The sequence below is a fragment of the Campylobacter sp. RKI_CA19_01122 genome (assembly GCF_025771325.1).
Lineage (GTDB): Bacteria > Campylobacterota > Campylobacteria > Campylobacterales > Campylobacteraceae > Campylobacter_D > Campylobacter_D lari_D.
In genome coordinates this window covers 73137-93519 of record NZ_JAKMPZ010000001.1, presented here as the reverse complement: position 1 = coordinate 93519, position 20383 = coordinate 73137, and the positions used below count along the sequence as shown (strand labels likewise).

23 protein-coding genes are annotated in these 20383 nt (G+C 29.6%); 1 reads left to right on the top strand and 22 read right to left on the bottom strand.

Translation table 11 applies throughout. The annotated features are described in order from the left end of the window. Window positions 1–39: 39 nt before the first annotated feature. The 10 genes from ffh to L8U37_RS00435 form a co-directional block, all read right to left on the bottom strand. Window positions 40–1377: a signal recognition particle protein gene (ffh, locus tag L8U37_RS00480; protein ID WP_220566836.1), complete on the bottom strand. Its 1338-nt coding sequence runs from the start codon at window positions 1375–1377 to the stop codon at window positions 40–42. A 64-nt stretch (window positions 1378–1441) separates the two neighbouring features. After that, window positions 1442–2194 (bottom strand): pseudouridine synthase family protein, encoded by a 753-nt coding sequence (locus L8U37_RS00475; RefSeq protein ID WP_263669824.1) that lies wholly within the window; start codon window positions 2192–2194, stop codon window positions 1442–1444. Then, complete coding sequence (gene waaA / locus L8U37_RS00470; protein ID WP_263669825.1) at window positions 2175–3359, bottom strand: lipid IV(A) 3-deoxy-D-manno-octulosonic acid transferase; 1185 nt, start codon at window positions 3357–3359, stop codon at window positions 2175–2177. Before waaA ends, L8U37_RS00475 begins: the two co-directional genes overlap by 20 nt. After that, window positions 3356–4075, bottom strand: a complete 720-nt coding sequence (locus L8U37_RS00465; protein ID WP_133318747.1) for a zinc ribbon domain-containing protein — start codon at window positions 4073–4075, stop codon at window positions 3356–3358. The genes waaA and L8U37_RS00465 overlap by 4 nt, the downstream gene beginning before the upstream one ends. An 11-nt stretch (window positions 4076–4086) precedes the next feature. Then, complete coding sequence (locus L8U37_RS00460) at window positions 4087–4812, bottom strand: Nif3-like dinuclear metal center hexameric protein (protein WP_133318746.1); 726 nt, start codon at window positions 4810–4812, stop codon at window positions 4087–4089. Next, the gene (glyQ, locus tag L8U37_RS00455) at window positions 4802–5662 is read right to left on the bottom strand and encodes a glycine--tRNA ligase subunit alpha (RefSeq protein WP_133318745.1); all 861 of its coding nucleotides are present in this window, start codon (window positions 5660–5662) and stop codon (window positions 4802–4804) included. The genes L8U37_RS00460 and glyQ overlap by 11 nt, the downstream gene beginning before the upstream one ends. Further along, window positions 5659–6165 carry a DUF3972 domain-containing protein gene (locus L8U37_RS00450; protein WP_220566839.1) on the bottom strand — a complete coding sequence of 169 codons (507 nt, stop codon included), beginning with the start codon at window positions 6163–6165 and terminating at the stop codon, window positions 5659–5661. The genes glyQ and L8U37_RS00450 overlap by 4 nt, the downstream gene beginning before the upstream one ends. Before the next feature lie 9 nt (window positions 6166–6174). Beyond that, window positions 6175–6669 (bottom strand): 5-(carboxyamino)imidazole ribonucleotide mutase, encoded by a 495-nt coding sequence (gene purE / locus L8U37_RS00445; protein ID WP_133318743.1) that lies wholly within the window; start codon window positions 6667–6669, stop codon window positions 6175–6177. Continuing rightward, window positions 6666–7922 (bottom strand): peptidase U32 family protein, encoded by a 1257-nt coding sequence (locus L8U37_RS00440; RefSeq protein ID WP_220566840.1) that lies wholly within the window; start codon window positions 7920–7922, stop codon window positions 6666–6668. Before L8U37_RS00440 ends, purE begins: the two co-directional genes overlap by 4 nt. Beyond that, on the bottom strand, window positions 7919–8626 hold the full coding sequence (locus L8U37_RS00435) for a protein phosphatase CheZ (protein ID WP_220566841.1): 708 nt from the start codon (window positions 8624–8626) through the stop codon (window positions 7919–7921). Before L8U37_RS00435 ends, L8U37_RS00440 begins: the two co-directional genes overlap by 4 nt. Window positions 8627–8841: 215 nt before the next feature. Here L8U37_RS00435 and glnA point away from each other — a divergent pair, with 215 nt between their 5' ends. Beyond that, window positions 8842–10272 (top strand): type I glutamate--ammonia ligase, encoded by a 1431-nt coding sequence (glnA, locus tag L8U37_RS00430; protein ID WP_133318740.1) that lies wholly within the window; start codon window positions 8842–8844, stop codon window positions 10270–10272. 24 nt (window positions 10273–10296) lie between these two features. Here glnA and purU read toward each other — a convergent pair whose 3' ends face one another. The 12 genes from purU to napA all read right to left on the bottom strand — a co-directional run bounded on the left by purU (window position 10297) and on the right by napA (window position 20363). Further along, window positions 10297–11124, bottom strand: coding sequence for a formyltetrahydrofolate deformylase (gene purU, locus L8U37_RS00425; protein ID WP_133318739.1), 828 nt, complete (start codon window positions 11122–11124; stop codon window positions 10297–10299). A 2-nt stretch (window positions 11125–11126) separates the two neighbouring features. Then, complete coding sequence (locus L8U37_RS00420) at window positions 11127–12230, bottom strand: CCA tRNA nucleotidyltransferase (RefSeq protein ID WP_263728318.1); 1104 nt, start codon at window positions 12228–12230, stop codon at window positions 11127–11129. Beyond that, window positions 12199–12636, bottom strand: a complete 438-nt coding sequence (ciaD, locus tag L8U37_RS00415) for an effector protein CiaD (protein WP_220566843.1) — start codon at window positions 12634–12636, stop codon at window positions 12199–12201. Before ciaD ends, L8U37_RS00420 begins: the two co-directional genes overlap by 32 nt. Continuing rightward, window positions 12633–12881 carry a hypothetical protein gene (locus L8U37_RS00410; protein WP_087691144.1) on the bottom strand — a complete coding sequence of 83 codons (249 nt, stop codon included), beginning with the start codon at window positions 12879–12881 and terminating at the stop codon, window positions 12633–12635. The genes ciaD and L8U37_RS00410 overlap by 4 nt, the downstream gene beginning before the upstream one ends. A 61-nt stretch (window positions 12882–12942) precedes the next feature. Beyond that, on the bottom strand, window positions 12943–14115 hold the full coding sequence (locus tag L8U37_RS00405; protein ID WP_220566844.1) for an MFS transporter: 1173 nt from the start codon (window positions 14113–14115) through the stop codon (window positions 12943–12945). 2 nt (window positions 14116–14117) lie between these two features. Further along, window positions 14118–14285 (bottom strand): hypothetical protein, encoded by a 168-nt coding sequence (locus tag L8U37_RS00400; RefSeq protein WP_087699327.1) that lies wholly within the window; start codon window positions 14283–14285, stop codon window positions 14118–14120. 2 nt (window positions 14286–14287) lie between these two features. Further along, complete coding sequence (locus L8U37_RS00395) at window positions 14288–14623, bottom strand: chaperone NapD (protein WP_133318735.1); 336 nt, start codon at window positions 14621–14623, stop codon at window positions 14288–14290. Continuing rightward, complete coding sequence (locus tag L8U37_RS00390; RefSeq protein WP_220566846.1) at window positions 14610–15536, bottom strand: WD40 repeat domain-containing protein; 927 nt, start codon at window positions 15534–15536, stop codon at window positions 14610–14612. Before L8U37_RS00390 ends, L8U37_RS00395 begins: the two co-directional genes overlap by 14 nt. 4 nt (window positions 15537–15540) lie before the next feature. Then, entirely contained in the window at window positions 15541–16059 is a 519-nt protein-coding gene (locus L8U37_RS00385) for a nitrate reductase cytochrome c-type subunit (protein ID WP_133318733.1), read from the bottom strand. Continuing rightward, window positions 16049–16840: a quinol dehydrogenase ferredoxin subunit NapH gene (gene napH, locus L8U37_RS00380; protein WP_263728317.1), complete on the bottom strand. Its 792-nt coding sequence runs from the start codon at window positions 16838–16840 to the stop codon at window positions 16049–16051. Before napH ends, L8U37_RS00385 begins: the two co-directional genes overlap by 11 nt. Next, entirely contained in the window at window positions 16837–17586 is a 750-nt protein-coding gene (gene napG, locus L8U37_RS00375; protein ID WP_133318731.1) for a ferredoxin-type protein NapG, read from the bottom strand. The genes napH and napG overlap by 4 nt, the downstream gene beginning before the upstream one ends. A gap of 2 nt (window positions 17587–17588) precedes the next feature. Then, window positions 17589–20363, bottom strand: a complete 2775-nt coding sequence (gene napA, locus L8U37_RS00370) for a periplasmic nitrate reductase subunit alpha (protein ID WP_263728316.1) — start codon at window positions 20361–20363, stop codon at window positions 17589–17591. Window positions 20364–20383 lie beyond the last annotated feature (20 nt).

The window sequence follows — 20383 nt, the reverse complement described above, 5'->3', positions numbered from 1 at the left end:
ATAGATATTTTAACTCATATATCCATAAAAAAGCTTTAATTATTGCGGTCTTTTAGCTTGCTGCAACATATTCATAAAATTTTCCATTCCTTTTTTATTTGAAAATTTTTTTGCCAACTTAGCTGCATTACTAAATTGTTTTAAAAAGCGATTTACTTCCATTTGAGATAAACCAGCACCCTCTGCAATACGACGCTTTCTTGCGTTGTTTAACAAATCAGGATTTTCTCTTTCTTTTGGCGTCATTGATGAAATCATTGCTTTAATATGAATAATTTCTTTAGAATTATCCAAATCAATATCTTTAATATTTGCTGCCATAGATGATAAACCAGGTATCATACCAATGATTGATTTCATACTACCAAGTTTTTTAACACTTTCCATTTGATTTAAAAAGTCATTGAAATTAAATTCACCTTTTTTGATTTTTTTATTAAGTTTTTTTGCTTCTTTTTCATCTATAATAGCGGCAGTTTTTTCAGCCAAAGTCGCCAAATCACCCTCACCCATGATACGATTAACAATCCTATCAGGGATAAATACTTCTAAATCAGCTACTTTCTCACCAACACCAATAAATCTTAAAGGCACACCAATTTGTTTAGCTATACCTAGAGCAACACCACCTTTAGTATCTGCATCAAATTTACTTAAAATAACCCCAGTGATTTCTAAAGCTTCATTAAAGCTACTTGCTGTTTTAACTCCATCTTGACCACTCATAGCATCAGCTACATAAAATACTTCATCAGGATTTAAAATAGCTTTTACTTCTTTAAGCTCATTCATCAAAGCTATATCAATTGCCAGACGACCGGCAGTATCTACAAGCAAAACATCATACATAGAATTTTTTGCTTTTTCCAAAGCTTGTTTAGCTACATTTAAAGGATTGCTTTCATTTTCTATAAAAAATAAATCAAGCTCATTAGCTTGAGTGAGTTGTCTTAATTGCTCTACCGCAGCTAATCTTTGCAAATCACATGCAGCAATTAATACTTTTTTATTTCTTAGTTTTAAGTAATTAGCAATTTTTACCGTAGTAGTAGTTTTACCACCACCTTGCAAACCGCACATCAAAACAACCGTAGGTGGCTTACTAGCAAATACAAAACCTTGATTTTTACCTTTAACACTAAGAATTTCTTCTAAATTTTTCTTAATTGAGTCTAAAAATTGCTTTTGGCCTATGCCATTAGTTTTTACATCATTTTCTACTAAAGTGAGTAATTCTTTTGTAACTTTATGATGTACATCTGCTTTTAAAAGGGCTTTTTTTAAAGTGTCAAGAGCATTTTTTAAAGCTTTTTCATCATCAACAAAACGAAGCTTATTAACCGCGGATTTAAATGACTCACTAACTATTTCAAACACTTTATTTTCCCTTTATTAAAATTTTAAAAAGCTAAATTATAAACCCTTTTAGCTTTAAACGCCTTTAAAAATTTAAATTTTTTATTTCAAAACCATAAGCATTAAAACTCTCATCAAGTAAAGCTTTAAATTGATAATCAAAAATATGCGTTTCATAAGAATGCAAATACATTCTAGAAGAGCTATTTTTTGCATATTTTTCATCGCCAATAATACCATGTTTTATATGATTTAAATGCACTCTGATTTGATGTGTTCTACCTGTTTTAATGACTGCTTTTATTAAAGTTTTTTTTGCATTTACCATTAAAGGTATAACCTGAGTATGAGCTTCTAAGCCAAATTTATCGATTTTACTAAAAGCTCCGGATTTATTTTTTATAGTAGTTATTTTTTCACAAATTTCAAGTTCTTCAGCAATTACTCCATCGACAATAGCTAAATAGCTTTTATAAACATTTTGTTTTTTATACTCTTGAATGCATTTTAGTCTAAATTCCTCATCTTTGCTTAAAAGCAAAACTCCACTTGTTTCTTTATCAAGCCTGTTAATTAATTTAGCATTATAAACACCTTCTAAATTCTCACTAATTTCTCCATAAGGCTTATTTAAGGCTATGATTTTATCATCTTCAAAAAGTATTTTTGCTTTTTTTATTTTTTGCACAACAAATCTTGTTTTAGAACTCATCAAAGCTCTAGCTATAACAACCTTTTTACCCATAGCAAAAACACAGCCTTTATCAATCAAATCCTTTGCTGCATTATTAGAAATTTTTTCTTGCATTGCAAGCAATTTATAAGCTTTTTCTTGCATCTAAACCTTCTTTTATACTTAATATAATTTCATTTAAATCATTTTGCTCTTTAACTCGTGCTTGTGATAATTTTTGCTTTAAAAAATCATTTATATCTTTTACACTCTCACAAATATACAAATCATCAACTTCTTGATATAAACTTTCTTGATTAAAATAATATTTCCCCGAGATAATAACATTATTCCATCTAGCCGCTTCTATAGGATTATGCCCACCTATATTTTTTACAAAAGAGCCACACAAAAAAACTACATCACTAATCTTATAAAAACTTTCTAGCTCACCCAAAGTATCTAGTAATAAACACTTGGTCTTAAAAAAATTTGCAAAATCATTTTCACTTAAAGTAAAGTCTGAAAATTTTTGCATATTATAATGATTTTTTTGGCAAAAATCTTTTAAAATCCCCTCAACCTCACCAAAACGCTCCGGATGTCTTGGAGCGATAATTAATCTATCATTTTCTTCTAGTTTAATCTCATTAAGCAATAATCGTTCTTCATTTTCATGCGTACTAGCAAATATAATAACCCTAGCCTTAGGTTTTGAATAATTTTTCACTTGTTCTTGTTTTATATATGCTTTGATATTTTTATATGCTGCAACATTTTTAGCACCCAAACACTCTAACCTTTCTTTGTCTTTTTGACTTTGCGCAAACACAACATCAATATATTTAAAAATCAAACGATAAAAAAAGCTAAAACGCTTGTAGTTTTTTAAAGATCTATCACTAATCCTAGCATTTAATAAAATAACTTTTGCATTATAAAATTTAGCCATCAATACAAGCATAAGCCAAAGCTCTGCTTCAAAAATAATCAAAACTTTGCAAGGTTTCATCCAAAAAGGTATAAAAATTTCAAATGGTAAAAAATTTACTTTTTTAGAATGTCTTAAAGCTTCATTAAATCCAGTTTGCGTGATGGTTGAAATTTTACAAGTTGGAAAAAGTTTTATTAAGGGAGCAATGCTTTTAATCTCCCCAAAGGAGCAAGCATGAAAATATATATCTCCTTGTTCTTGTTTTAAGTTTTTGTAAAGAAAAAATCTAGATTTTAGAGATACTTTATATTTTTCTTTACAAAAACTTAAAATCAACAAAAAAGGAACTGCGATTACATATATAATCACAGCAAAAATGTAATAAAAAAAAATCAATTTTGATTTTCTTCTTTTTCTTTATATAAAATTCTTCCACAATGCGGACAAGTTACGATTTCATCACCTTTTAAAACTGCTAAATAAGTTTTATCATAAATTCTCATAAAACAGCCATAACAAGCATGTTTTTTCACAGGAACTACAGCACTATTTCCCGCCCATTTTCTAATTTTCTCATAAAAAGTTAAAACTTTTTGATTTATTTCGCCAACCAGCTTTACTTTTTTATCATAAATCTCTAATCTTTCTTTTTCAATATCAACTAATACAACTTTTGTTTGAGCATCTATTTGATCCACTTCATTTTCAAGTTCAGTTCTCTTAGTTTGCAATTCTTGTATAAATTTTTCTTTGTTTTCTAAAATTTTATCTAATCTTTCTATCTCTTCATTTGCTGCATCAAGTTGCTCTTTAGCTATATCTTCTTCGATTTTTAAAGCATTTGCTTCTTTTTCAGTTTTCACTGCAGCACTTTTTTTGGCTATTTCTTTAATTTTCACACCAAATTCTGCAATATGGTTATTGTTTTGTATTTTTTGATTTTCTATATCTTTAATATCTTTTTCAAAACCTGCAATTTCTTCTTCAGTTTTATCAAGCAAATTACGCTTTTCTTTTAAATCCTTTGTAGCATCTTCTACTTTATTTGCAAAACCATCTAACTCTTTATCAATTTGCGATAAAGCTATAAGTTGTTCTAAATATTTATTCATTGATTTTTTCCTTAAAAATATTGAAATGGATTTTTTGAAACTGATATTATAACTTCTAAATGAAATTTTTGCAAATCTTTTGCTAAAATTTCACCAAAGTATGACTCACTTTCATAGTGACCTATATCAATCAAATTGAGTTTATTATGATAACTTTCTAAGGCCTGATGATACTTAAAATCTCCACTTAAAAAACAATCTGCTTTTACACTAGAAATCAAATCTCCACCACTGCCTGTACATATTGCTAAAGTTTTTATTTTTTCTTGATGAGCATTAACAACCCTAATATGATTAAGCTTTAAACACTTTTTAACATGATCAACTAATGTATCTAATTGAAAATCTACATCACAATAGATCAAAAATTCATTTTGTTCTTTGATCTTAAAACCCAAAATTTCGCTAGTAAAATAAGTATTTAAATGACTTAAATCAAAATTTGTATGCATAGCAATCAAGGCTATATTTTTTTGTATCATTTTTGTAAGAAGATTTTGCGGATAAAGCACTCCACTTAAATTCTTCAAACCTTTAAAAATTAAAGGATGATGGACTATAAAAAGTGAATTTTCGCTTGCATTTTCAATTAAATGCATATCTACATCAAGCGCAAGATAAATCTTATTTACATCTTGATCGAAATTTCCAAGCAATAAACCACTATTGTCCCATGAACTTTGCGTATTAAATGGACTAATAGTATCTAAATAATCATAAATTTCTTTAATTTTCATCTAAACTTTCTTTATATACTAAAGCACAACTTTTAGATAATTCTCTAATTTTAAGCATAAAATCTTGTCTTTGAGTTACTGAAATAGCTCCTCTTGCATCAAGCAAGTTAAAAGTATGTGCTGCTAACATACAATAATCATATGCTGGTAAAGCAAGTTTTGCATCTAATGCATTTTTACACTCATTGTAAGCATTTTCAAATTGTATATTTAAAGTTTTTACATCACTTACTTCAAAATTATATTTACTAAATTCAAACTCACCTTGCTTATGAACATCTTTATAGGTAATTTTTTCGCCGTTAAATTCATTCCAAACTATGTCATATACATTATCTACATCTTGTAAATACATTGCAAGTCTTTCCAAGCCATAAGTAATTTCAGCACTAACTAAATCTACGCTTATACCACCAACTTGTTGAAAATAAGTAAATTGTGTAACTTCCATACCATCAAGCCAAACTTCCCAACCCAAACCCCAAGCACCTAAACTTGGACTTTCCCAATTATCTTCAACAAAACGAATATCATGTGATTTTAAATCAAAGCCTAAATTTTCTAAACTTTTTAAATATAATTCTTGGATATTATCAGGGCTTGGTTTAATTAAAACTTGAAATTGATAATAAGCACCCAACCTATTAGGATTTTCACCATATCTTCCATCAGTTGGTCTTCTACTTGGTGCTACATAAGCAGCCGCCCAAGGTTTTTTACCTAAACTTCTTAAAAAAGTTGCCGGGTGAAATGTCCCTGCACCTGCTGGAAAATCATAAGGTTGCATAATAGCACAACCTTGCTTTTGCCAAAATTCTTGTAAATTTAAAATCATTTGAGAAAAAGTCATTTTTCTTCCTTTAATTCTTCAGACTTCTCAGGCGAATTTGCATATAATTCCACTGTTTTATTCCACATCATTTTATATTTTCTTTTTAGAAATTCAACTTCATTACGCGCATATTTAAGTTGCTCGTTAAGATTTTCTATAGTTTTTCTATCCTCATCATAAAGCTCTTGCATAGAATAAAGAGCATCTTTTAAAAATTTGTTTTCACCCTTTAAAGCTTCTAAGGTTTCATCCTTAGCATCAAGAACTTTTTCATGTAAATTTAAAATAGTCCCTATAGTTTTTTCTACAAAACTTTCTCCTGCCAAGGTCATAGAATTTACCATAGCAGGTTGCTTTGAACTTGAAGGAACTACGCTAAAAGTACCTTGATTAGCTTCTATATAAATTTTACCTTCTTCTTCTTTGAAATTTAAAGCACCATTTGCCATCATTCCTTTTACAACATCTTCAGATAAATGCACTAATTGACAAAATTCTTTCAATTCCAAGTAAGTTTGCATATACGCTCCTTAAAGAAAAACTTCAATTGTATTAGAATCTTGGATTAATTTTTCTTGTTGTTTTTGTCTATCTTCTAATAATTTTTGCGCTAAAGACTCATCTTCTATTGCTAAAATTTGCACTGCCAAATAAGCTGCATTAATAGCCCCTGCTTTACCTATAGCCACAGTTGCTACAGGAATTCCACTTGGCATTTGCACAGTAGAAAATAAAGAATCCATGCTAGCTAAATTACTTCCTGGCATAGGTATACCTAAAACAGGTTTTGTTGTATGTGCTGCAACAGCTCCTGCTAAATGAGCTGCCATACCCGCTGCAGCAATAAATACTTTTGCACCTTTTTCTTCAGCATTTTTGATGTATTCTTGGGTTCTTTGAGGACTTCTATGAGCTGAAGTGATCAAGACTTCATATTTTACATCAAATTTTTCCAAAATTCCTAAAGCTTCTTTTACTATATCATAATCACTCTTACTTCCCATCAATATGGAAACAAATTTCATTCAACACTCCTTCTTAAAAAGCTAAATTCTGGAAGTTTAAATGGCAAAGTAATTTCATTTTCATTACCACTATGAATTTCACTAAATTCTTTATTGTTTTTTGCTAATAATTGTTTAAACACTATGAAATTTTTTCCTTCATTTTCATATACTAAACCTAGTTTATTTTCCCCTAATTCTATATTAGAATCAACCGGAGCTAGAATTTCATATTCTTTGTTTAATTCTATCTTACCCTTACATTTAAAAAATTCACCATCTTCGCTAATAGCATGCACTTGATGGGTTCCTTCTTCTATACTTGTATTATGATTTATTGAATCGGTTTTTTCATAAGCTCTTGAAACTAAATATCCATCTGTAAAACCTCTGTGTTTTAAAGTATGAATTTCTTTTTCATACTTAGCCGCATCAAAAGTATTTTGCAATACATCTTGCACTGCCATTTTATAAGTTCTTGTAGTCAAAGCTACATAATACTCACTTTTCGTTCTTCCTTCTATTTTAAAAGCATGAATGCAATCTTCTTGCATAATTTTTTGAATATACGAGCTTAAATTTAAATCTTTAGAATTAAACACATGCGTGCCATTCTCATCTTCTTCAAGTCTAAAAAGTGTATTAGTTTCTGGGTTCTTTGCATAAAGTTCATAGTTAAATCTACAATCATTTGCACATGATCCACGATTACTCATGCGTCCACTTTGCACTGAGCTTATCAAACATCTGCCAGAATACGCAAAACACATAGAACCATGGACAAAACTTTCAAGCTCTATGTCACAATTATTTTTCAAATCTTTTGCATCTTTTAAACCAAGTTCCCTTGCTATAACAACACGCTTAGCTCCCATATCTTTATAAACTTGAGCGTCTAAGTAATTTAAAATATTAGCTTGGGTTGATACATGAAGATTGATTTCAGGTGCAAGCTCTTTAACCAAACGCATAGCACCTACAGAAGCTACTATAAAAGCATCGGGTTTCATTTCTTTTAATTTTAAAATATGCCTTTTCAAACCTTCAATTTGTGAGCTAAAATGAAATCCATTAATCGTTACATAAATTTTTTTTCCTTTTGCATGCGTGTACTCAATAGCTTCTTTAAAAGTTTCATAATTAAAATCTCTAGCAGTTCTTGCTCTTAATGAAAAATTACTCACTCCTGCATAAACAGCATCAGCTCCATAAGCTAAAGCTATTTTTAATTTTGTAAAATTACCTGCAGGAGCTACTATTTCAGGAATAATCATTTTTTTCCTAAACTTGCGATTAATGCCTCAATATCATCATTACTTACAACATCTGCAGTTGTATCTCCTTCGATATGCACAGCAGATCCCACGCGTTTTTCATCATCAATTTTACCTTCAAACAAACTACTCATATATCTACTTAAAGCTCTCATAACATTAATAACACGCTCAATTTTTTGACGATGAATATCTTGATATTGCATAGCATCCATTGCCATCATAACTTCATCTTGTCCAGTTTGCAAACAACCTGTAATCTCATCTATGATATTTTTAGCATTGTTATTTATCTCAATAGCTTCTTTAAAGCTTACCACATTAGGAAATTTTGCATTTAATTTTTCAAAAATTTCTATATTTTTATTTAAAGCATCACTGATTACACAAAGATCACTCTCAGAATTTGCAAAAAAATCGTTAATAGCTTCTAATTTTTCCATCATCTCTGTGGCTTTTATTTCGCTATCTCTTGTAACATCATCAAGTTGATGTACAACTTTATGTTCTTTACTAGGTGGTGGTGGTGGCCAAGCCATATCCGCTCTTGCTTTATAATCACCATTAATCATATCATTGACAATTTGCTTATTTTTTTCCTCATCTTCATAATCTGTATCTGGTTTTTCTTCTGTTTCTTCTACAGAATCAAGATCTAAGTCTTCAGTGCTATTCATTAAAGCATCTAATTCTTCTTGAGTCATTGTTACACCTTTTTTAATAAAAAAACTAATGCGAGATTATATTACAAAAAAATATAAATCAACATTAATTTTACCAATTAATTATTTTTTTACACAAAATGATCTTTTTTTTAATTTGATTATAAAAAAAATATTAATTTAAACTTAATTTAAAAAAAATATACTACAATCTATAAAATAAATTAAAAAACCCAAAAAATAAAAAGGAGAAAAAAATGGGTAAATTTGTAAATAACATTGATGAGTTTTTTAGTTATTGTCAAGAACATGAAGTTTTATTTGTTGATTTTAGATTTACTGATATGATAGGCACTTGGCATCACATCACTTATAATATAAAAGCAATTGATGATAAAACCTTTGAAAACGGAATTCCTTTTGACGCAAGCTCTTTGCATGGTTGGCAGCCTATAGAAAAATCAGATATGATTTTAAAACCTGATGTGGAAAGTGCGTTTTTAGATCCTTTTACAGCTGATCCTACTATCATAGTAATTTGCGATGTATATGATATTTATAAAGATCAAATGTATGAAAAATGTCCAAGAAGTATTGCTAAAAAAGCAATGCAACACTTAAGCACAAGTAATATCGCTGACACTGCTTATTTTGGTCCTGAAAATGAATTTTTTATTTTTGATAATGTAAAAATAGTTGATTCTTCTCACTGTGCAAAATATGAAGTAGATACTGAAGAAGGTGAATGGAATGATAATAAAGATTTTACAGATAGTTACAATAGTGGACATCGCCCAAGAAATAAAGGTGGATATTTTCCTGTAAGTCCTATTGATTCTAGTGTGGATATTAGAGCTGAAATGGTACAAGTTTTAGAAAGAGTTGGTTTAAAAACTTTCGTACATCATCATGAAGTAGCACAAGGACAAGCTGAAATTGGTGTAGAATTTGGAAATTTAGTTGAAGCTGCTGATAATGTACAAATTTATAAATATGTAGTTAAAATGGTAGCACATTTAAATGGAAAAACAGCGACCTTTATGCCAAAACCACTCTATGGAGATAATGGAAGTGGTATGCATGTGCATATGAGCCTTTGGAAAGATGGAGTAAATTTATTTTATGATAAAGAAGGATATGGAAAATTAAGTGAATATGCGATTAATTACATCGGTGGAATTTTAGCTAATGCAAGAAGTGTTGCTGCATTTACCAATCCTAGTTCAAATTCTTATAAAAGAATAGTTCCAGGTTTTGAAGCACCTTGCATACTAACTTATTCTTGCCAAAATCGCTCTGCAAGTTGTCGCGTGCCTTATGGTATTAATGAAAAAAGCGCAAGAGTTGAAATAAGATTTCCTGATAGCACTTCCAATCCTTACCTAGCTTTTACAAGCTTGCTTATGGCAGGACTTGATGGTATTAAAAATAAAACCATACCGGTAGGTCCTATGGATGAAAATTTATTTGCACTAACCCTAGATGAAATTAGAGAAAAAGGTATAGAGCAATTACCTCACACTTTAAGAGGATCTTTGGAAGCACTCATTAGAAAAAATGCCTTTTTAAAGCCTGTTATGAGTGATGTATTTATTGATGATTATCAACATATGAAATTTGAAACTCAAGTATGGCCTGTAGAAGCTAGACCAACTGCATATGAGTTTAAAACTTGCTATTCATGCTAATCTTGATGCTTTTTAGCATCAAGATTAAAATACTATTGTTTTATTATCATATATAAAAATCCTATCATCAAACACTAAATCCAAGGCCTTAGAAAAAACATTTTTTTCTACATTACGCCCTGCTTGTTGCATAGCTTGCCAAGAATATTCATGAGTAACCGGTATAACATCTTGGGTAATAATTGGCCCCTCATCTAAGTTATTATTTACAAAATGTGCTGTTGCACCTATAATCTTTACCCCTCTTTCATAAGCTTGCTTATAAGGATTAGCTCCTATAAATGCAGGTAAAAAAGAATGGTGGATATTAATAATCTTCCCCTCAAAATTCTCTACAAAAGATGGAGATAATATTCTCATATATTTTGCTAAAACAATATAATCAAACTCATATTGTTTTAAACACTCTAGTAGTTTTTTTTCATGCTCTTGTCTGCTTAAATCCTGTGCTAAAATAGTATGAAAAGGTATGTTAAATTTATCCACTAAAGGTTTTAATACATCATAATTTGCAATAACTGCCTTAATATTTGCATTAAATTCTCCACTAAATTGACGGATAAGTAACTCACCTAAACAATGAGTTTCTTTAGTAGCTAAAACAATAATATCTTTTTTTCTTTTTGAGGTAATTTCAATTTGTGCATTATCAGGAAGCATAGCTTCAAGCGTTCCTTTAAAAGCTTTTATATCAAGCTCACCTTCTAAATGCGCCCTAAAGAAAAAACGATTTTCTCCAACAAATTCATCATTTTTTATAATATTGATTCTATATTTAAAAATAACATCTGAAATTCTATAAATCAATCCTTTTTCATCGCTGCATGAAATTTTTAAAATATACTCATTCATTTTTACTCCTTTATATAGTTTTTTAATTCTTGTAATTTTCTTTTTTCAAGTTCAATTCCAAGTTCTTTCCCGCTAAATCCTTCCTTTAGTAAGTCATTGGCGCTAATTTTACTTTCAAAAGCATGATAGTATAAATTTATTTTTTTTGCTTGTGTTATACGCTCATTATTCCAAAGTCCAAGCCATTTGCAAAGTGGTATTTTTAAAGCAATTTTAGCTAAATTAAAATCATCAATTTTACCTAAAATAAATTCTTGTTCACATTTTTTTAAAAGCTCTTTTTTTAATTTTGTTTTTTTAAAAAATTCCTCTTTATTTATATGAAAAAAATTCAAATACAAATACAAAAACAAAGCCTCATCACAAATTAACTTTTGGCTACACTCTAAAAGTCTCTCAAATTCTTTATTACAGCTTTGATAAAAAAAGATTTTTTCTTCTAAATTTAAAATTTTAAAATACTCATAAGCTTTATTCAGTCTTGAAGTTTTAAAAATTTTATAAAGTTCATTATTAATACGCTCTTTAGATAAATCGCTTATATCCATAGTTTGCATTAATTTTAAACTTTCTTTTGCAATTGTTAAATCAAACCTACATGCAAAAGAAATTCCACGAAGCACTCTTAAACTATCTTCAATAAAACTTTTATCATCAATATGTCTTATAATCTTTGCTTGCAAATCTTGCAAACCATTAAAAAAATCCAAAAATTCAAAATCAAAAATATTTACCATCAATGCATTAATGGTAAAATCTCTTCTTCTTGCTCCTTCTTGCTCATTATTACAAACTTTAACTTCAAAACCTCTATGGCCTGTAAAAATTTTATTTTCATAGCGTGCTAGAGCTAAATCAAATTTTTTATATTTATATACAAAAAAACTTTTTCCTACTCCATTTGCACCAAGTTTTTGCATAAGCTCATCAAAAAGCATAGGCTCAATATCATAAATTTCTATATCATAATCATCACTAGATAAATCTAAAAAAGAATTCCTTACACAACCACCTACTAAATAAACCCTTTGTGTGTAAGGCTTAAGTATATTTTTAATTCTTAAAAAATCTTGGTCATTTTTTAAGTCTATCTTCAATCTTTGCAAGTAAAAACTCTAAAAAAGTAATGGTCATATCTAGTCTTTTTTCCATATGCTCATCTTTGGTATTTTTTAATCCTTCAAATAAAACCAAAATACGCTCTCTAAGATTTTTCAAGAAAAATTCTTCATTATTTATAATGCTTTCTTCTTTTTCTTCTAAAGCTTCAACCTTAATAGCGACATTTTGTTTATCATCTTTTACTTTTACTTCTAAATCATCTAGTTCTTGGATTAGCTCTTGTGCAACCTTACTAATTTCTTCTTTGATTTTTTTCTCTTGAGTATTAACATTTTTTTCTTGAGTAATTTCTTCTACCATAGGGGCAAATTCATCGTTTTTATTTTTTTTATTATCTAACTCTGAATTAACTTCACTAATAGCCATTTTTGCTAAATCTTCTATATTCATAGTTTTATCAACCACCTTTTAAATTCATTAATTTCTTCTTCACTTTTCATATTGACAAAAAAATCAAGCATATCATAATTTAAATCTTCATGATTAGAACGCAAGCCACTCAAACGCCTTATAGCATCAATGGCATTTTTATTTTGCGGATCTTGTTTTAATATATTTTTATAAATCTCCAAAGCCTCATCTTTTAAGCCTTGTGCTTCATAAATAGAAGCCTCTGTTACTGTATATCGCATTATTAACTCACAAAAATAAAATCCTAAAATTCTAACAAAAAAGGCTTTAATTTATTTTTAATTTTCACTTAATCACAGGAGCCTTATATGCCAAAAATACAAAAATGTTAAGTATTATAGCTACTATAATAAGCATAATAAAGCCTGAAGTGAAATTTCTAAAATTATCATGAAGCATGCCTATAATCCAAGGTGATTGAGCAGCTATTAAATACCCTATACCTTGTGACATAGCAGAAAGTTTAGCCGCTATGATAGAATTTGAGCTTTTGATAGCAATAAATAATAGCGAAATTGTAAAAACTCCACTAGAAGCAAAACCTAAAAAAATAGCCGCTAAAAACAAAATCGCTTTTACTTTAAAAAGAAAAATCATCATAAAACTTAAAAAATACAAAAACCCTAACATCACTATAGCAAAACTTTTAGCACGAGATCTAAGCTTTCCTAAAATGATAGGTAGTAAAAATGCCACGGGCATTCCTATGATTTGAGATAATAATAAAACATTAGAACCAAAGTCAATTCCAAAGCCCTTTTCACTAATCATCACACTAAGCCATGCAAAAAGACTATAAGATAAAAAACTTTGTAATCCCATTACAATAGTAACTTTCCAGGCTGTTAAGTTTAAAAAGATATTTACTTTATTAATATTTTTCTTTTTAGGGCGCAATAATCTTTTATTTTTCAAATGCGGAAAATAAAAAATCAAAGCAATTAAAGCCAATATAGCCCAAAAAAACATAGCTTGAGGTACATCAAAAAATTTAAGCAAAGGAAGCGATAAGGCCACGCCAGCAATTGAAGATAAGCCTATAATTGATCCATATAAACCCATTATCTTATAAGTATTTTTAGAAAATTTTTCTTTTACAAAAGAAGGTAATAAAACATTAGCTATTGCAATGCCTGCTCCTACCAAAAAAACCCCAGAAAATAAACCTATAGTTCCTCCATAACTTCTAATAACTTCTCCAAAGACAATCAAAATTAAAGCAAAAAACAAAGCTTTAATTTGTGAAAAATACGCTACAAAAAACGATATAAGACCAAAAGCTATTAAAGGTAAGGTTGTTAGCATACCTGCTAAAGTAGAATTGATATTGTAATATTCTTGAATATGTTCTATCATAGGACCTATGGAAGTTATAGGTGCTCTTAAATTTAAAGCAAGAGTAATCACAACTAAAATATTAATCCAAAAGAATTTTTTATATGAAATTTGTGTGTACATGATTATTTTTGATTTAATATATTTTCAAGATATCTTTGTTTATCAGAATCGGTGTTTTTTTGCACTACTTGTTTTTTTTCTTTTACAACTTCATTCTCTTTGGAAAAATAAAAGTGATCAATGATAAAAATAGAAGAAATAATCACAATTAAAGGTATTAAAAAAATCATAATCAATACTTTCTAAAAACATTACCATAGTATTCTAAATTATCTTTTTTTAAATTTTCATCAAAAGTATTTGCCTCAAAATTTGCTTTTAAAATTTTTTCTCTTTCTTCATCCAAATCCTGATAAGAAAATACCATATTAATACTTATCACCCCATCAAGCTGTTCTAATTGTTTATATGCTTTTAACTCATCATCTAAATTTTCACTTTCTATTACCACTATAATTTTTTCTTCTTGAGCCAATTCCACACTACAACATGGTGTTTGTTGAATTTGCTCTTTAAGTTTTTCTAATTTTTCCTCTTTAGTTAAAATCAATACACTAGAAAGATTCATCTATACTCCAAAATATAATTTTATCTTCATAACCAGCACTAATAAATTCATGCTCGTTTAAAAATATAAGATATTCTAGCAAAAAATCTTTATTTTGGAATTTTTTTATTGTTTTTAAATTTTTAGTATCTATAAGCTCTATAATATTTTTTTCATTATCTCCAAAAACCGCTATAGAACCACTTTTATTTAGACTACAAGCATATATTAAAAAGTCTCTTTCTATGCTTTTTTCTTGATCATTTCGCGCTATGCCTAATTTTCTATCAGTGCTACAACTTGTAATAATTGCATTTTTAAAATCAAGTTGATAAATATTATCTTTATGAAGATTTTTATAACTTTTTATTTTTTGCCACTTTTTCACATCAAAAAGTACTATTTCACCACTTTCAAAACCTGCTACTAATTGAGTTTTTGTCTCATTTAAAACCACATCACTTAAACTTGAGTTAGAGAAAGTAAAATTTTTTATAATATTTTTTGTTTTTAGATCAAAAAGCTCTATATTAGAACCTAGCAAGGCTAATAAAATAGTATCATCATCTAAAAACAAAGCTTTTTTTACTCCATCACTTAAAAGCTTATAGTTGTAAAGTTGTTTATTTTTATAAATACTAAGCCTTTTACTACCAAAATCACCTTCACTTAAAATCAAAATAGCCCCATTTAAGTAATCAATACTATAAATTCTAGGGCTAAGATTTTCTTCGTAAAAATTTTTAATCTTATCAAGTTGAGTGATTTTTTGCATTTTTTTGTCTTTAATAAAGTACTGATTTAATTCTCCATTATCAAGTCCTATAAGCAAACTACTATCAACAAGTTTTAAGGCATTTAAATTTGAATCAAGTTTAAGCTCATAACTAAATACATATACACTCATTAGTAAGATTAAAAATATTTTTTTCATAGTTTTATTTTACGCCTTCATTTAAAACATCTAAAAGATTAGATTTTTTCTTTAGTTCCTCATTTTTAAATTTAGCTTCAAAACTATTTCCTACTAAAGGTTTTGCATCGCTTTGTGGTACATGGCATTGTGTACAATTAAACCTTGCATCACTTATCATATCTTTAGTAGATTTGTTTTTTCTTAAGTCAAAATAATGGCTACTTGGAAGCGGAGTGGCTCCAACATCTTTAGCTATAGCTTTATCATGACAGCTTAAACAAATATTATTATCCTTAGTAATTGGAAGCATATCCTCTAAAGTATGTGGAATTAATGGCGGAGCATTTTCAAATGATCTCTCAATTAAAACAGATTCTCCAGCCATTGCTTGAGAATACTTTGCATCCAATAACTCTACATTTTCACTTTCTAAACTTGTTTTTCTTAAACCTATATCTTTTGAATCAACACTTTTAACAGCAAGTCCGCAAGCACTTATTAAAACAGCTGCTGCTAAGGATAAAAAGATTTTATTTTTCATTTTCTCTCCTTAAATTTATTATACTAAAACCTAAAGCATCATCACCGCAAACATCAACACATTTTCCACATCTTATACACTCACCTGATTTTACATCTTGATTTTCTTTACCTATCATCCAAAGCACTTGCTTTTCAGGACATACCCCAAGGCATTTATAACACTTAGTACATTTTTGTAAGTTATATCTTACTTTTAGTAATGAAAAATACGAACTTAAAGCCCAAAAAGCTCCTAAAGGACAAAAATGCGAGCAAGTAAATCTTGGACTAAAAAATGTATCTATACAAAAAACAATCAAAACTACAAAAAGCCAAGAAATACCGCCGAAAATAATTCCTCTTTGGATTATTCCTATATAAGAAAATTCCTCAAAAACAGGAAAGGAAAAAAGAAAAGAAAAAATCAAAACAAAAGCCAAAACATAATAACGCAAATTTTTATTTACATTAAAAATCCTTGCTTGATTAAAACCTAATTTACTTCTAATAAAATAAGCAAAATCAGTAATGATATTTACAGGACAAACCCAAGCACAAAACGCTCTTCCAGCAAAAATAGCATAAAATAAAAATACTATCAAAGCACCACTTAAAGCCATTAAATCTACTTGCAAACTTGCTAACACAAGTTGAATAAATGCAAAAGGATCACTTAGCGGCACCGAAGAAAATAAAACTGAAGAGCTTAAATTTCCTTTTAATATAAAATTAAATATACCAAAAGAAAAAAAAGTTAAGATAGACAATTGCACTATTCTTCTTAAAATAAGATATTTCATAACAATTCTCCATCATTAAGATAATCTTTAGCCTTGTTTTTATTGAAATTTTTATCTGTGTTTACATCTTGCAAGCGTTTTTCATCTTTTTCATCCCAACCTTTGATGTAATTATCCCCAGCTTTTCCCAAGACAAATTCTCTAGGTAAAACTCTAATAGCAGCTTTTTGCGTTATACAGGCTTTCTCACAAATCCCACATCCCACGCATACTTCATGATCTACTACAGGTAATAAAAATGCGTGCTTTGCAGTTCTTTCATTGCGTTTTATTTCAAGCTTTAATGCTTTATCTATCAATGGACAGGCTCTATAACAAGCATCACATTGAATTCCCCAATAAGCAACACAACTTGCACTATCAATTATAGCTATACCCATTTTTGTTTTATAAATTCCATCATTTTGCTCTAAATATTTATGATCTAGCGCATTTGTAGGGCAATCTCTTATACAAGGTATATCCTCGCACAATCTACAAGGATTTTCTCTTGCTATAAAAAAAGGTGTGCCATTTTTAGCACTATTTTCTAAATTTGCTAGTTTTAAAACATCATAAGGACAAGCTTTTACACAAAGTCCACATCGTATACATTTTGATAAAAATTCTTTTTCATCATCTGCCCCAGGAGGTCTTAAAAAATACTCCTGATTTGAGCTAAATGCTAAACTTGCTAAAAATGCACTTCCGCTTCCTATACATAAAAGCTTAAAAGTAAAGGCTAAAAATTCTCTTCTATTTTTCATTTTTATGCTTTAGTAATTTTTACGGCACATTTTTTGAAATCTGTTTGATTAGACAATGGACAAGTTGCATCTAATGTAACTTTGTTTATATATACATTTTCATCAAACCAAGGCACATACACAAGCCCTTTAGATGGTTTATTTCTACCACGAAAATCTACTCTAGCTTTTACTTTACCACGGCGTGATTGTACCCATACGATATCACCTTGATTAATTTTCATTGCCCTAGCATCATCTTCATTCATATAACAAAGTGCTTCAGGTACTGCACGGAAAAGCTCAGGAACTCTCATAGTCATAGTTCCACTATGCCAATGCTCTAAAACCCTACCAGTACATAACCAAAATGGATACTCTTCGCTCGGTCTTTCAGGAGCTTTCATAAATGGTCTAAAGAAAATTTTCACTTTGTTTTTCAAGCTATATTTTTCTTTAGTCTGCGGAGCCAGTAAATCTCCTTTTGGCAGTTCTTTAGCGAATTCACCATAAAATGCAAAATCTGAATTTGGAGCTGCTTTTTTAGCATAATAATCAAATTTAGTATTAAATCTCCATTGCGTTTCTTTACCATTTACCACAGGCCATCTTAAACCTCTTACTTTATGATAAGTATCAAAATCCGCTAAATCATGGCCATGACCTAAACCAAATTTACGGTATTCTTCCCAAAGGTATTTTTGAACGAAAAAGCCATAACCTTCAAATTCTTTACCATCACTACCTATAATTTTTCTTTCATCGCCATTAACATCACTATTATCAAATCCTTTTGCAATAGAATCGTTTGCTTTGAAAGATTTTGCTTCTTTGTTTGCAAATAATACATCATATAAAGTATCATCTTCACTATAACCCATAGCTTTAGCTTCTTCTAAAACACTTGGCAGAGTAAGTTTATCATTTACCTTAGTTTCACCCCAAACTTCTTTTAATTTAAAGCGTTTTGCAAATTCCATAATTTGCCAAGTATCACTCATAGCCTCACCTACAGGCAGCACTTGCTGTTTCCAGTGTTGAGTTCTTCTTTCAGCATTACCATAAGCACCCCATTTTTCATAAATCATAGCACTTGGTAAAATTAAATCTGCCACCTTAGCACTAATTCCTGGGTAGCAATCACTCACAACGATAAAATTATCCATTTCTCTAGCTGCTGCTATCCAGTGATTTGCATTAGCAGTGTTTTGCCAAGGATTATTTACTTGCACCCAAGCAAATTTGATATTTCCATCTTCTAAATCTCTCATGATTTTTAAGTATGGAGCACCTGGTTTAGGATTGATTGTTTTTGCCGGAACTTTCCAAATTTTTTCGCTAATTTCTCTGTGTTTAGGATTTGCAACGACCATATCAGCAGGTAAACGATGCGAAAAAGTCCCTACTTCTCTTGCAGTTCCACAAGCACTTGGTTGCCCTGTCAATGAAAACGCACCGCTACCTGGCTTAGCTTGTTTGCCAAGTAAAAAATGCACCATATAAGCTTGCTCATTTACCCAAGTACCTCTTGTGTGTTGATTAAAGCCCATAGTCCAAAAACTTACAACTTTTCTATTTTTTTCTATATATAAATTTGCTAATTCTTGAAGTTTTTTCTTAAATTCTTCAATGCTTTCATCTTCATTACCTTTAGCAACTTTAGCAACATAATCAAGCGTATAAGGCTCTAATGCTTTTTTGAAATCTTCAAATGAAATTTCCCAATGCGCATCAGGAGCACTTTGGTGTTTCATTTCAAATTTATCACCTGTTTTTACTCCTAAATAAGCCAAAGATACCGCTTCTTCTTCATCTACAATAATAGCATTTTGTTTTGCTACTGTATCTTTCTCACTTGCTTTAAATTTAGGATGGTTTGGATTATTTCTCATTCCATAACCAATATCAGCATAGCCTGTTGTAAAGATACAATGTTTTTCAATAAATTCTTTATCCATAGCTTCAGGATGATTATAAACAATCTCTCTAGCGATATAATTCCAAATAGCTAAATCAGTATTTGGCTTGAAGATGATTTCAGTATCTGCTATATGAGAAGTTCTATTAGAAAAAGTAGATAAATTTACAATTTTGACTTTATCTAAATTACTTAATTTTCTATCACTTACCCTTGACCATAAAATCGGATGCATTTCTGCCATATTTGCACCCCAAGTAATAATAGTATCAGTAAGCTCTATATCATCATAACAACCAGAAGGCTCATCAACTCCAAAAGTTTGCATAAAACCAACAACCGCACTAGCCATACAATGGCGTGCATTTGGGTCTATATTGTTTGATCTAAAACCAGCTTTTACTAATTTTGCAGCAGCATATCCTTCTTGTATAGTATATTGACCACTTGCAAAAATTCCAATTCCTTCAACACCTTTTTCTTTGTAAGCTTTTTTAAATTGTTTTTCCATTTCATCAAAGGCTCTTTGCCAAGAAACTTGTTGAAATTTTCCATTTTTATCAAACTCACCTTTTGCATTTACGCGAAGTAAAGGTGTTACTAAGCGATCTTCTCCATACATAATTTTTGCATTAAAATAACCTTTAATACAATTTAATCCACGATTTACAGGAGCTGCTGGATCTCCTTTTACAGCAACAATTTTACCATCTAAACTTGCAACTAAAATTCCACAGCCTGTACCACAAAATCTACAAACAGCCTTATCCCAACGCCATTTATTCTCAGTATTAGCAAGTACACTACTTGGAACACTAAGACCTGCAACACCACAAGCACTAGCAATAGCGGTGTTTTTAATGAAGTCTCTTCTGTTCATTATATCCCTCGTTATTGTTT

Coding starts and splice junctions, on each gene's coding strand:
- L8U37_RS00475 (WP_263669824.1), bottom strand. CDS start 2,194: ATGCAAGAAAAAGCTTATAAATTGCTTGCAATGCAAGAAAAAATTTCT.
- L8U37_RS00465 (WP_133318747.1), bottom strand. CDS start 4,075: ATGAATAAATATTTAGAACAACTTATAGCTTTATCGCAAATTGATAAA.
- L8U37_RS00460 (WP_133318746.1), bottom strand. CDS start 4,812: ATGAAAATTAAAGAAATTTATGATTATTTAGATACTATTAGTCCATTT.
- glyQ (WP_133318745.1), bottom strand. CDS start 5,662: ATGACTTTTTCTCAAATGATTTTAAATTTACAAGAATTTTGGCAAAAG.
- L8U37_RS00450 (WP_220566839.1), bottom strand. CDS start 6,165: ATGCAAACTTACTTGGAATTGAAAGAATTTTGTCAATTAGTGCATTTA.
- purE (WP_133318743.1), bottom strand. CDS start 6,669: ATGAAATTTGTTTCCATATTGATGGGAAGTAAGAGTGATTATGATATA.
- L8U37_RS00440 (WP_220566840.1), bottom strand. CDS start 7,922: ATGATTATTCCTGAAATAGTAGCTCCTGCAGGTAATTTTACAAAATTA.
- L8U37_RS00435 (WP_220566841.1), bottom strand. CDS start 8,626: ATGACTCAAGAAGAATTAGATGCTTTAATGAATAGCACTGAAGACTTA.
- glnA (WP_133318740.1), top strand. CDS start 8,842: ATGGGTAAATTTGTAAATAACATTGATGAGTTTTTTAGTTATTGTCAA.
- purU (WP_133318739.1), bottom strand. CDS start 11,124: ATGAATGAGTATATTTTAAAAATTTCATGCAGCGATGAAAAAGGATTG.
- ciaD (WP_220566843.1), bottom strand. CDS start 12,636: ATGAATATAGAAGATTTAGCAAAAATGGCTATTAGTGAAGTTAATTCA.
- L8U37_RS00405 (WP_220566844.1), bottom strand. CDS start 14,115: ATGTACACACAAATTTCATATAAAAAATTCTTTTGGATTAATATTTTA.
- L8U37_RS00400 (WP_087699327.1), bottom strand. CDS start 14,285: ATGATTTTTTTAATACCTTTAATTGTGATTATTTCTTCTATTTTTATC.
- L8U37_RS00395 (WP_133318735.1), bottom strand. CDS start 14,623: ATGAATCTTTCTAGTGTATTGATTTTAACTAAAGAGGAAAAATTAGAA.
- L8U37_RS00390 (WP_220566846.1), bottom strand. CDS start 15,536: ATGAAAAAAATATTTTTAATCTTACTAATGAGTGTATATGTATTTAGT.
- L8U37_RS00385 (WP_133318733.1), bottom strand. CDS start 16,059: ATGAAAAATAAAATCTTTTTATCCTTAGCAGCAGCTGTTTTAATAAGT.
- napH (WP_263728317.1), bottom strand. CDS start 16,840: ATGAAATATCTTATTTTAAGAAGAATAGTGCAATTGTCTATCTTAACT.
- napG (WP_133318731.1), bottom strand. CDS start 17,586: ATGAAAAATAGAAGAGAATTTTTAGCCTTTACTTTTAAGCTTTTATGT.
- napA (WP_263728316.1), bottom strand. CDS start 20,363: ATGAACAGAAGAGACTTCATTAAAAACACCGCTATTGCTAGTGCTTGT.